The 12,378-nt window shown below is 41.1% G+C and carries 14 protein-coding genes; 2 read left to right on the top strand and 12 right to left on the bottom strand.

Annotation, left to right across the window (positions count from 1 at the left end; genetic code table 11):
• Positions 1-54 precede the first annotated feature (54 nt).
• From V3595_RS02805 to phnG, 10 genes are all read right to left on the bottom strand, one after another.
• Positions 55-840, bottom strand: a complete 786-nt coding sequence (locus tag V3595_RS02805; protein WP_485905355.1) for a PhnE/PtxC family ABC transporter permease — start codon at positions 838-840, stop codon at positions 55-57.
• Positions 830-1,618 (bottom strand): phosphonate ABC transporter ATP-binding protein, encoded by a 789-nt coding sequence (gene phnC / locus V3595_RS02800; protein ID WP_485905354.1) that lies wholly within the window; start codon positions 1,616-1,618, stop codon positions 830-832. The genes V3595_RS02805 and phnC overlap by 11 nt, the downstream gene beginning before the upstream one ends.
• 27 nt (positions 1,619-1,645) lie before the next feature.
• The gene (gene phnD / locus V3595_RS02795) at positions 1,646-2,680 is read right to left on the bottom strand and encodes a phosphate/phosphite/phosphonate ABC transporter substrate-binding protein (RefSeq protein WP_485905353.1); all 1,035 of its coding nucleotides are present in this window, start codon (positions 2,678-2,680) and stop codon (positions 1,646-1,648) included.
• 128 nt (positions 2,681-2,808) lie between these two features.
• The gene (locus V3595_RS02790) at positions 2,809-3,522 is read right to left on the bottom strand and encodes a phosphonate C-P lyase system protein PhnL (protein ID WP_485905352.1); all 714 of its coding nucleotides are present in this window, start codon (positions 3,520-3,522) and stop codon (positions 2,809-2,811) included.
• A gap of 22 nt (positions 3,523-3,544) precedes the next feature.
• Positions 3,545-4,723: a phosphonate metabolism protein PhnM gene (phnM, locus tag V3595_RS02785; protein WP_485905351.1), complete on the bottom strand. Its 1,179-nt coding sequence runs from the start codon at positions 4,721-4,723 to the stop codon at positions 3,545-3,547.
• Positions 4,724-4,753: 30 nt separating this feature from the next.
• Positions 4,754-5,599: an ATP-binding cassette domain-containing protein gene (locus V3595_RS02780; RefSeq protein WP_485905350.1), complete on the bottom strand. Its 846-nt coding sequence runs from the start codon at positions 5,597-5,599 to the stop codon at positions 4,754-4,756.
• A complete protein-coding gene (locus tag V3595_RS02775; RefSeq protein WP_485905349.1) occupies positions 5,600-6,454 on the bottom strand; it encodes an alpha-D-ribose 1-methylphosphonate 5-phosphate C-P-lyase PhnJ in 855 nt (284 codons plus the stop codon).
• Positions 6,447-7,583 carry a carbon-phosphorus lyase complex subunit PhnI gene (locus tag V3595_RS02770; RefSeq protein WP_485905348.1) on the bottom strand — a complete coding sequence of 379 codons (1,137 nt, stop codon included), beginning with the start codon at positions 7,581-7,583 and terminating at the stop codon, positions 6,447-6,449. The genes V3595_RS02775 and V3595_RS02770 overlap by 8 nt, the downstream gene beginning before the upstream one ends.
• Entirely contained in the window at positions 7,565-8,182 is a 618-nt protein-coding gene (phnH, locus tag V3595_RS02765) for a phosphonate C-P lyase system protein PhnH (RefSeq protein ID WP_485905347.1), read from the bottom strand. Before phnH ends, V3595_RS02770 begins: the two co-directional genes overlap by 19 nt.
• A gap of 14 nt (positions 8,183-8,196) precedes the next feature.
• Positions 8,197-8,622 carry a phosphonate C-P lyase system protein PhnG gene (gene phnG, locus V3595_RS02760; RefSeq protein WP_485905346.1) on the bottom strand — a complete coding sequence of 142 codons (426 nt, stop codon included), beginning with the start codon at positions 8,620-8,622 and terminating at the stop codon, positions 8,197-8,199.
• 93 nt (positions 8,623-8,715) lie between these two features.
• Here phnG and V3595_RS02755 point away from each other — a divergent pair, with 93 nt between their 5' ends.
• The gene (locus tag V3595_RS02755) at positions 8,716-8,937 is read left to right on the top strand and encodes a hypothetical protein (protein WP_485905345.1); all 222 of its coding nucleotides are present in this window, start codon (positions 8,716-8,718) and stop codon (positions 8,935-8,937) included.
• Here the strand turns inward: V3595_RS02755 and V3595_RS02750 are convergent.
• A complete protein-coding gene (locus tag V3595_RS02750) occupies positions 8,904-9,605 on the bottom strand; it encodes a GntR family transcriptional regulator (protein WP_485905344.1) in 702 nt (233 codons plus the stop codon). The two genes, V3595_RS02755 and V3595_RS02750, sit on opposite strands and share 34 nt — an antisense overlap.
• 241 nt (positions 9,606-9,846) lie before the next feature.
• Positions 9,847-10,731: a PHP domain-containing protein gene (locus tag V3595_RS02745; protein ID WP_485905343.1), complete on the bottom strand. Its 885-nt coding sequence runs from the start codon at positions 10,729-10,731 to the stop codon at positions 9,847-9,849.
• 643 nt (positions 10,732-11,374) lie between these two features.
• On the opposite strand from V3595_RS02745, the gene guaC reads away from it, so the two are divergent.
• Complete coding sequence (guaC, locus tag V3595_RS02740) at positions 11,375-12,358, top strand: GMP reductase (protein WP_063232623.1); 984 nt, start codon at positions 11,375-11,377, stop codon at positions 12,356-12,358.
• Positions 12,359-12,378: the final 20 nt, after the last annotated feature.

The following is a 12,378-nucleotide window of genomic DNA, read 5'->3' as shown; positions in this document are numbered from 1 at the left end:
CCAAATCCTGGCCAGTGGGAGAAGGAAATGGTTTGATTGGACCCTCTGCCTGCATTATAAAATCACCCTCCTCACATAATTTGAGATCAATTCAATAGATAATATCGAAATGATGATCGTAATGACGACAAGACTGGCAATGTCATAACTCAAGTTTTTATAATAAAGATTAAACGTAAAACCAATACCCGATCCTGTAAGCAGTCCGACCAATGTTGCATTCCTGATATTCGTTTCTATCATAAAAAGCACCCAGCTGATCATTTGCGGAATGGTTGAAGGGATAACAGACTGTGAAATGACGGTTAGATAACTCGCGCCGGTTGTCTGCAAAGCTTCTACGGAACTGCAGCTCACTTCATCGATCGTTTCAATAAAAGCTCTTGTTAAAAAGCCGAAAGATCCGAAAAACAAGGCAAAATAACCGGTCAAGGAACTTTGTCCAAATGAAAATAACAGAACTAACGCCCATATTGAGACATCAATATTTCTAAATAAAACTGCTATCCCACGGCTAAAACCTCCGAAAAAAGCATTCACCCTTGTCGTATTGGAACCTAATATAGCAAATACAAAGGCCAATATTCCCGCTAATGTGGTGGCAGCAACGGATATTAAAAGTGTTTCTTTTAGCTTTATCAAAATGTCTGGCAGTTTGGTAAGGGAATCCTTTGTTGGATAAAAATTCGATAACGACCATTGTATGGCCTTAGGAACGGAAGTAACCCCTTTTGCGATGCTGAATTCTGTAATGATAATGGAAACAGCCGTCGCAGCCCCGATAAGCAAAAACAATACAAGTGAATTTCTTCTTTTTCTTGCAAAAACATCAGCCGACATGGGAACCTCCCAAATCAAAAATCAACTTTCCTTCATCTGATCCATAAATCTGATGGATATCATTTGAGGTTATATTTTGAGTTGTGCCATTGAAAACAACCTTGCCACCATTCACACCGATGATTCGATCCGAATATTTCAGGGCCACATCGACTTGATGCAGGTTGACTACAACTGTGATTCCCATTGAAGTGCAGATATTCCTTAAATGATCCATGATCACCTTGGAAGAATTCGGGTCAAGAGAGGCAATCGGTTCATCGCATAATAGCAATTTAGGATTTTGGATAAGCGCCCGCGCAATACCAACCCGTTGTTTCTGGCCTCCGCTCAACTGATCGGACCTTTTATAGATTAGATCTTCGAGACCGAGAATTTGGAGAACTTTAGCAGCCTGAAGTTTCTCCTCTTCACTATAAAGTCCAAGGATTCCAGCCAGTGTAGATTTATAGCCTAATCGTCCATGGAGGGTATTTTCAATCACACTTAATCTATTTACAAGATTGTAATGTTGAAAAACCATCCCTATTTTCCTGCGTACTTTCTTTAACTCCCTTTTATTCACCTTGTATACATGATCATTATCAAAAATGATTTCTCCGCTAGAAGCATCGATCATCCTATTGATGCATCGAAGAAGAGTTGATTTCCCTGCACCGGATGGCCCTATGATCGTAACGAACTCTCCTTCTTTCACAGTGAAGTCAATATTGGATAACGCCTTTGTTCCATTTCCAAAATGTTTTGAGACATTTTTCACTTCCAATAATGTTTTCATGTATGATCCTCCCACATTGTATTGCCTTTATTTAGATAATTCCCGAATTGGATTGAACCAGTCATCCTCGACTTCTACCAATTTTTCTTTTCCGCTCACCCGTTTAAATAGACCTGATAACTTAGAGTCTTCTGGTACAAAAACTTTCTCGTTATTTGCTATTTCATCAGACATCAACGTTTCAAGAATTTTTTCACGTGTTTCCTCACTGACTAATTCGGTGTTAACAACGAAAGGTGCATTCAAAACTGGAGTTACTGAAATGAGTGAGAATGTCTTATCTACAACTGTGTTGAAGGGTTCAGCTGCATCCTTCTTTACCTTATACACTGCACCTGCTTTATTCTCTTCCCCATCAGCCAGCTCCACATAATTATTGACACATGTGTCACAAAAAGCTGCCACTTCCGCTTTCCCGGTCAAAAGATTTACAGCCGACCCTTGGTGTGAACCGCCATAAAGCACTTCACTGAAGAATTTATCTTTCCTGCCTTCCAATAAATCCTCGGCCTTTAATTCCTTAAACTTATCTTGCTGCGAGAAATAATCAACGATTCCTGTGGAAGGAACTTTGAAGCCGGATGTAGAGCTATTGGATACGAAAGAGAACTTTTTCCCTTGGATACCGTCTATCTTATATTCGCCGTTAATTTTATAGTCATCCGCATTTTGAACAGCCAGCCAGCTATTATAGACTGCATCTTCCAACGTACCTGATTCACCGCTTGGAACAACTAAAGGTTGAACACTATCGTTTTTGTTGTTTGCTTCAATATATCCTTGTGCTCCCAGGAATGCTAAATCTGCGTTTCCATTAGCAATTGCCTCGATTGCAATGTTATAATCCGTAGTGGTCTTATGTTCGACTTTCTTTCCTGTGGCATCTTCTAAGATCTTCCCGATTTCATCGCGGGCTTCCCCTAAATCTTCCCCTGATTCATTTGGCAGCCATGCAATGGTTAATGTATCATCCTCATTTGCACCTGTTGAACTACTAGAAGAACAGCCTGTAAACACCAGCAAACTAACTAACATCAATATGGACATCATCGATTTTTTCACGTTAAATCTCCCCTCCAATTTATACAGTCTTTTCTTATTTCAGTCACTTCCCATATAACAATACCGGTATAATACTAATCTGCCGTTAAGGGAGCTGAATATTCAGTAAAATTTGTGTGAATTCATCATTAAATTTTTTGAATAGCTTGATTAAAACATCCATTCTGCATGCTATATTCCTTAGTTACTAACCGATTCATGAACTCCAAGTCATGAAAAATGCCCAGCATTGTCGTTCCTTCGTTCATTAGCTGTTCAAGGAGGGTTTTCACCTTCACTTTAGAATCGTGATCCAAACTTGCAGTCGGTTCATCCAACAGAAGGAGCCGCGGCCTTTTCACCATTGCTCTTGCTATATTTAACCTTAGCTTCTCTCCTCCTGAAAAAGTAGCAGGGTAACTGTCCCATAGCTCTTTTCCTATTTCAAAGTGATCGAGGATTTTTTCTGTTTCGATATTGGCCATTTCCCTGGTTTGTCCCATTTCAAGGATGGCCCCGGTAACGAGCTGCCTTGCTGTAGTTCTTGGCATGACATTTAAAAATTGGGATACATAGCCTATCTCATGCTTACGCAGGTAAATCATTTCCCTTTCCGTTGCTTTTGCCAGATTGATCGCACCATAGTGGGAAGAATCATACCAGATGTCTCCTTCTTGAACCCGATAAGTACCGTAAATCGATTTTAGGATCGTTGATTTGCCGCTGCCGCTCTTGCCTGTAATGCCAATAAATTCGCCTTTTTTCACTATGATCGTAATGTTGCTGACCGCATGGATATTCTTGCGTTGATTATGTAAAATAAAAGACTTGGATAAATCATTGATCTCCAATATGTTCTCCACTTTGCCACCCGCTTTCTAGAATTTATATCCTGTAATTCGTTTTTTGAATCAATTTCCCATCTACAATCACAGTTGTTATCACAGGAAAATCACCAGAAATTTTTTCTATAATAAGTATGTCAGACTTTTTCCCTTCGCGAATCGATCCAATTTCGTCCTCCATCTTGACTGCCTTTGCGGGATTAATCGTAACTAGCTTGAACATATCGACAAGATCCATTCCATGGTTTTCGACTAATTCAAACATTGAATGCAGAAGGGCTGCAGGGTAATAATCACTGCATAATATGTCTATGCTTCCATCCTGAATGGCTTCAGAGGCACCTAAGTTCCCGCTGTGAGAACCTCCCAAAAGCACATTTGGTGCACCGGCTATAGTATACATCCCCATATCATGGGCCTTACGGGCAATCTCAAGTGTGATTGGAAATTCACTTATACTCGTTCCAAAGCTGTGAACCAATTCAAGCTTCTCTATTGAATCATCATCATGTGAGGCAACGGCAATATTGTTTTCCCTTGCCAGCAGTGCGATTTCCTTCATTCTTTCAATCGTCAGCTTTTCCTTCACTTGATGAGTCCGGATCATGACATCAATGGCTTCATCACTATAATCGTTATACCCTCTTAAAGTGTTTCGATAAATCTCTAGATGCCGATACTGCCCTTGTCCTGGAGTGTGGTCCATGAATGAGACCAGATGCACTTTCTTTTCCAAAATATATTCTTTTAGACTATCAATATCATCCAAATTATCGATTTCATAACGGGCATGAAACCGATGGCGGACCAGGTGCTTCATCTTATGTGTTTGATCAATTAAGTCAATAAGCTTCCTTACATTCTCAGGCTCCCGAATTGGCTTATATGCGTATTCAGTGGATTTATAGAGCGACAGAGAGTGGAACATGGTCGTGATCCCGTGCGTAATCAGTTCCTTTTCCGTTTCTCTTAAGCTCAAATTAAAATTCATTAAAGAAGTCGGGCGCGGCGCAGTCATATGTTCAATATAATCCGAATGGAGATCAATAAAACCGGGTGAGACATATCCGCCCATAGCGTCCAGCACTTCCATCTCAGGACTTCTTTCGATTTCTCCCACAGGTGCAATCCGGCAAATTCTATCATCCTTAATTAAGAGATCATGGTCCATCAATATCGAGTCTTCCGTTATTATTTTTCCATTTTTAATCAGCAACAATGTCTCTTCCCCCATTTTCTTTAGTTTCTTTTACAACAGCGAGTGTACTAATTGCTGGGTATAAGGATGCTGTGGATCTTCGAGTATTTGATCTGTTAAACCTTGCTCGATTACTTTACCCTCCAGCATAACGAGCGTACGGTCTGCAAGCATTCGGATTACGCCCAAATCATGGGAAACCAATACAATGCTAATATTCAAATCTCTTTGGAGGCCTTTAATTAAATCCAATACACTTGCTTGAACTGATAAATCTAAACCTGTGGTGACCTCATCCAATAGCAGTATGGGTGGATTGTTGGACAATGCTTTGGCTATCTGGACCCGTTGCTGCATTCCGCCTGAGAAATTCCTTGGTTCTTCTTTCATTCGATGAATGGGAATATTGACTGCTTCCAGGAGCTCGGCGCCTCTTGATTCCATGCTGGCAACATGTCTGTTCCCAGCTGAAATTAACTTCTCGGCAATATTGCCTATCGAGGAGAAATCCATTTTCAACCCTAGAATCGGGTTTTGATAAACCTTCCCCATCAAGTGGTTTCGAACGTATCTTTTTTTCTGGGCAGACTCCATGAATAAATTCTTTTTTCCATCCTCAAAGCCAGCCACATACAGTTCTCCATCGGTTACTTCTTCGTCAAAATACAAACTTTTCATTAAAGTGGATTTGCCGCTGCCGCTTTCCCCTACTATTCCGAGAACTTCACCGTGATACAAATCAAATGTCAGATCTCTGCAGGCATAAACCGTCCCGCATTCGTGACAATAGTTTTTCGTCACTTTTCCTGTTTTCATTTGCTTGCATGTCGAACATCCGTCACCATACTGTTTGTTCATTTTTTTAACTGATAATACGGGCACCTCAAGCACAGACATTTAATTCACTCCCAATGATTGTTTTTGATTGACCATTTCAAGGCAATTGCTTGTATCATTGCATTGGAAATACGTTTCACCTGACTCCTCATCAACAAGTTCATCCAAAAACACATCGTTGGACCCGCAGAGAATGCAAGCATGATTTGCAAAGGACTCGATTTCAAATTCATAATCATCAAATGCCAAAGATGATACATTTGTATATGGAGGTACTGCATATACCTTTTTCTCCCTGCCTGCACCTAGCAAAATGAGCGCTTCATTATCGTCCAGCTTGGCATTATCGAATCTTGGTATTGGACTTGGTGCCATGACATACCTTTCGTGAACCATCACCGGATGGTCTGCATCCGTCGCCATTATTCCGTACTTCATAATTTGTTCAAATAACATAAGCCATGCTCCGCTATACTCTCTCTCAGCATGCAGCTTTTTCGTTTCATGTTCGCTCGGTTCAAAATTCCTTAAAGGTTCCGGTAACGGAACTTGAAGAATTAAAATCTGGTCTCGTTGCAGCGGCACTTCCGGCACCCTGTGTCTAGACTGGATTAAAGAGGCTTCTTTTGTGCTATCCGTTGTCCTTACCCCAGTGGTATCAGATACGAGTTTTTTTATGTTAACAGCATTAACGGATTCATCCGAGCCTTGGTCGATCACCTTAAGGACGTCATCCTTTCCGATCAATGACAATGTCAACTGCAGGCCGCCTGTGCCCCAACCACGCCCAATCGGCATTTCCCTTGAAGCGAATGGGACTTGATAACCCGGAATGGCAATCGCCTTCAGTGTCGCCCTTCTAATCTCCCGTTTCGACCCTTCATCAAAGAATGCAAAATTATAGGTCTTATTCATGCAATCCAACCTCCTGCTCTGTGGTCTTATCTTTCGACTTCCGAATGCTATCAAGCTTGGATTGGAACGTAACATAATGAGGCATCTTCAAATGGGAGATGAAACCCGTTGATTCCACTGAATCTATATGATAAAGAACGAATTCCTCGTTGTGACTTGGAAACTCCTTGTTGGGTTTTTCCAGACAATTATCCAAGATGCCCATTGCGATTGCTTTCGTTTCATTTTGTCCCATGCACATGCCATAACCAATTTCAAACTCTATTTCTTTTTTGCCTTGTTCTTTCTCTACCGTAAGCGGAATGAGCATCTCTGCCTCAGTTGCTGTGAAATCCCCAATATAATAGCTATCTTCCTCTTGCCCGTCGTCCAGCAGCGGGTGATCGAGATGAACGGGCAGCTGGCCTACGCGCAGCTCCCCTACTGTCGGGTGCAGTGCACCATATCCACGAATGACTGCATAAGCAAGTGATGTCACTGCACCGGTTTGGCCTCTTGTTAAAATTTGCAGACGTTCACTCCGCATTGAAGGAAACTCCAGACTTTTCCTTGTCACATCCCCAGGCTGCAAATCATTGTTTTCACAGCTTGCTAATAAGCCTTCACTTCTTAAGTAGTCCAAAACTTTAGGCAGAGAGTTTAAATCATCCATATCGTTCTGATATTCCGTTGAACGATTTTCTTCTTGAAAAGCCCGTAACCAATCTTGAATGCTTATATCCGATTCATTTTTCAGCTCCGAATCTAGTAACCGATGTGTATAATCGTTCGTGGCACCTAAAATCTGCCCGCCAGGTACATCCTTAAAACTAGCAGAAATCCGCCTTTCCACTTTCATATTTTCAGAACTGATCACTCGTGAAACATGCTTTCGCGGCAAAGTGGATCGATAGGCTCTCAAGAGGAAAACAGCTTCTTCCGGATTGCCTTCAGCCTGTTTAATGGCAAGTGCAGCCAGTGATTGATCATACAAACTGCTTTCTGACATAACCTGATCAATCAACCCTCTCATCCCTGCTTCTATCTTATGCAGCTCTATAGCCGTCCCTTTTTTGACCCGTTCATACTTTAAGCGTTTGATGGATTCCTCAATCGCTTTTGTTCCGCCCTTTACTGCAACATATCCCATATAATCTCACCCCCATTTTCTTTGATTTGAGTCGTTCTCGGTAAGGCTATCAAACGATCTTGTTGATCCACAAAATACATATCGATTCCTAACGGGAATTCTATGTTTTTTTCGTTCCTTACACCAAGCCAGGCGGAGACATTCGGGAGGCTTATGAATGATTCCTCTTGAATTCCCGGTCCAGAAAGGATCATAGAGTCCCCTTTCGTCACATCCGGTACTTCTAGAATGATCATTGCCGATTCATGAGGGTTCAACAGATTTCCTACCTTTGCTTTTGTCATCGCTTCCTTCATTTGCTCTTCGGAGGCATCATGTAAAATAAAGATAAAATCCGCTTCCGGCAAATCGACAGGCTTTGAATAAGTAAGCTGATTAATCATTCTTGACACCTCCTCCTCCTCCTTTGCAATGACATTAAAAGTCACTTCAGGGTCAAGTACAGTAAGTGCAAGCAGGATAGTAGAAGATAAGCATTCCATTTGAACACCCAATGTCCTGGCTTCCCTCTCCAAAACCACTAAAGTTCCAGGTCTTGAAGTTGCCGTTACAAGCTTTCTATAAACAGTTTGTATATCATGAACTACATCCAAATTCATTGCTTTCCCCCCTCTTATTGAACATCCATTGTTTCAAAATTAACCTTGGTTCTTAAGATTGATCGATTCTGCTCTTGAAGATTTTTCTGTATATTCTTCTTCTCATTTTCTAAAACATGTGACCATAATCTTGTTTCTCCAAGATCAGCCTGATAAGCAGCATCAATGATCGCTAAACTATGTGCCAGTTCTTCCCGATGTCCCTTAACGATACCTATCCCGATTGAATCCTGGATTTGGACCGTGCATTCTGTCACCAGCATTTCCCCTAGATAAAACAAGCTCTTTTTTGCCGTCTCCCTTGTCTTTAGCAACACGAGGGCACTCTCTGGCTTTTGAATGACGGTAATTTTATATTTCATTGCTATTTCCTTGGCAAATTCCTTCGCAATGTCCTCAGAGCCTTGAATCAAAATCTCGGTTCTTTCCCTTCTTCTCATTCCATTGGCCTCCAAATGTTTTAGTTTCAAGCTAACATCTTCAATGTATCTTGTTGCCAAGTGAACGTAAGTTAAGAAAGAGTAAATCTTTGTATGAAATTTGTTAAAGCCGGGCCTGCACTATTCAAATTTCGTGCTTCACTCGTGAATTCGGAGCATTTACTCGTGAGTTTCGTGCTTTTACTCGTGAATTCGGAGCATTTACTCGTGAGTTTCGTACTTTTACTCGTGAATTCAGAACATTTACTTGTGAATTCAAGCGATATCTGGAATGGAAGTTTTTATATAACATATGTGAAACAATCGCTCCGATAGATTATGACCGTGTGCTCAAGGACTTGATTGCTCCGCTTATCCCGGCATAACGATTCCACCTGCAAAAGCGGAATTAAACTTGAACACTGCAAAATATCCCGTTCGAATAGTGTAGGAAAAATCACATTCAGCGTGCTGCTGCTGGATCCGAATTCTACATAACCACGCTGCCGATAATATTGAAACATAGAGGTAATATCAGGACCGTCATTTTCTATTTCAGGAAATGTTGATTTTGCTACAAAAGATGTATGAAGAGCAATCGGGAAATCGTCCATTAACCTAAGCCTGCCAATTTTAAAGACCTTGTCATCGCTTTCCACCTCGAGGCTTTGAAAAATCTTTTGATCATAAGAAATTTCTTCGCAAAAAATAGTACTCGTTTGAAAGGAAAACTGGAATTCTTTCATTTTCTCGGTGAAACTAACATCTCCGGATAGAATTAACGGGATTTGCTTCTTGCTTTCCTGGACATAACTTCCCTTACCTTGCTTTGAATAGATAAAGCCTAAATCTTGAAGCTGCTCATATGCCTTCCTGACAACCATTCTTGGAACATTAAATTGATCAGCGAGTATATGCTCTGAAGGTAACTTTTTATCCAATTGGAAGGTCCCACTCTTAATTTCCGATATTAAATGATCCACTAAAAAGTTCTTTTCCGCCAACAGAAATCCCCCTTAAAATATCAGATCTGCATAATACCTATTTTTCCTTGTTAATGTCAGTGTAATGAGAAAATATGAAGCTACCATGATTTTCTTGTAAAAAAAAAGTCCTGGTCAATTACCAGAACGAAAGGAAGTACTTATTTTATGGATTTTCTCAATACAACATACTGCATGTTCAGTCTTTCAAATTCCTAATCCAGCATATGAGCAGGCCGTTTTCACAGCAAAATTCCTGGTTTCATAGATCGATATTTTTCAATACCACATCATTAATGGCCATGCTTTTTTTCCTTAATTTCAAAGCATTCACACATTCCTTTCCAGGGCTCATACTGCCAAGACGAATCGGCTTCTCCCCATAATCCCCATGAAAATCTGAACCTCCTGTCTTAATGAGATTATATTGATCTGCATATGAAATCGCTCTTTCCTCTTCTGCATGTCCATGATGCGGATGTAGAACTTCAATCCCTACAAGCCCTGCTTCTACAAGATCAGGAATAATTTCGAAGCTCCCGTATTGTCCAGGATGAGCAAGGACCGGGACGCCTCCGGCAGCACGAATCGCCTTCACAGCCATAATGGCATCCACATACTCCATAGGAATAAAGGCAATGCCCGGCTCTTCTCCATTTTGGCCGCGACTGAAGATTTTCTTATACAAATCTCCATAGATAGAATCCGTATACCCCGATTCCCGCAGCGCTAGCATAATATGCTGTTTATAAACACCGGTTCCTCCCCTGAATTTAGAAACCTGATCCCAAGTTATTCGATATCCTGCATGAATCAGCCGTTCCACCATTTTTTCAGAAGCTGCATTCCTCTTATGAATCAGTGGATTACATAAATCCTCAAGTGCCTTATGACCAGGCTCAACAAAATAGCCCAAAATATGTACACGCCTTCCTCTTGCAAAGTCATAACCAGAAACTTCTATACCAGGGATGATTTCAATTCCCACTTCCTTTCCCCGTTCCACCATCTCTTGCAATCTCAACGTTGTATCGTGATTCGTAATCGCTAAATGGCCAATGCTCTCCCTTTTTGCAGCCTCCAATAGTTCTTCAAAAGAACTGGAACCATCTGAGACGTTCGTATGACAATGTAATTCAACCTTCATGCCAATCCCTCCATTCTTATTCGTTACCCATTATCATTTTAACTTAGTGCCATGTCGGTCAACGTTAAGATGATGTAAAAAAACGTAAAGGTGTAAAAGTCGTCCAGATTGGTGAAAATACTTAAGTATTTCAGGGCGTAGACAAATAAAACCGTTCGAGTTGATTTCAGAAATCCGCTCCCTTTCCGCCGACTGTCTGCCAAGCCTAAGCGCCTGCGGGGTCTCGGCTAGCCAGTTATTCGGCAGGAGTGTCGCAGCAAATTTCTAAAAAAATTATTAGGGTTTAAAATCATGCTTCGGGATGAGACCATTCCGATCCCACTTTTGTCGACAAATTTAAAAACAAAAGTTGATTGGAACGTAAGGTGCGAGACTCCTGCGGGGAAAGCGCGTCAAAGGGAGACCCCGCAGGAGTAAAGGCGCCGAGGAGGCTCCCGGACCGCCCGCGGAAAGCGAGTGCCTGGAGTGGAAATCAACGGTCAAATTGTACAGCTATAAAAAAACTGTGGGCAAACAATTATCTAGTTTGTAGACAAAAGAAGTTAAAATTTTTGACTTACTGTCAAAAATGATGTACATTACCTAATGGGCGAACAATTTTTATGTAAAAAGACAAAAATATTCGTATATAGAGGTGCGTAACATGGAAAACGTGTTTGATTATGAAGATATTCAATTAATTCCTGCAAAATGTGTAGTAAATAGCCGTTCTGAGTGTGATACATCCGTTACTCTGGGTAAACATACATTCAAGTTACCTGTAGTACCTGCCAATATGCAAACGATCATTGATGAAAAGATTGCCATTTACTTGGCTGAAAACGGTTACTTTTATGTAATGCATCGTTTTGAGCCAGAAAAACGACTGACTTTCATTAAAGACATGCATTCACGAGAATTGATCGCTTCCATCAGTGTCGGCGTTAAAGAAGAAGAATACGGATTCATTGAACAATTATCGGAAGACAACATTGTGCCTGAATACATTACGATAGATATTGCACACGGCCATTCCAATGCCGTGATAAAGATGATACAGCATATTAAAAAACATTTACCTGAGAGTTTTGTCATTGCAGGAAATGTGGGAACTCCTGAAGCGGTACGGGAGTTGGAACATGCCGGTGCGGATGCTACAAAGGTAGGCATCGGGCCAGGGAAAGTATGCATCACTAAAATCAAGACTGGATTTGGAACGGGCGGCTGGCAACTAGCTGCACTTCGCTGGTGTGCAAAAGCGGCAAGCAAGCCAATCATAGCTGACGGCGGCATTCGCACGAACGGTGATATTGCCAAATCAGTTAGATTTGGAGCTTCGATGGTCATGATCGGTTCACTATTTGCCGGACATGAAGAATCTCCAGGTCAAACGATCGAGAAAGATGGAAAGGCCTTTAAAGAATACTTTGGTTCAGCTTCTGAATTCCAAAAAGGTGAAAAGAAAAACGTTGAAGGCAAAAAGATGTTTGTCGAGCACAAAGGATCTTTGGAAGATACGTTGAAGGAAATGGAACAAGATCTTCAGTCTTCCATTTCATATGCAGGTGGAACCAAGTTGGAAGCCATCAGGAATGTGGATTATGTGGTCGTTAAGAATTCAATCTTTAACGGTGACAAAGTTTATTAAGAAGTAACGTAAAAAAGAAC

Origin of the sequence: Bacillus sp. CFBP9009 (genome assembly GCF_036541465.1) — a bacterium.
In the GTDB taxonomy this organism is placed as follows: Bacteria; Bacillota; Bacilli; order Bacillales; family DSM-1321; genus Peribacillus.
This window is presented reverse-complemented; position numbering and strand designations above follow the sequence as displayed.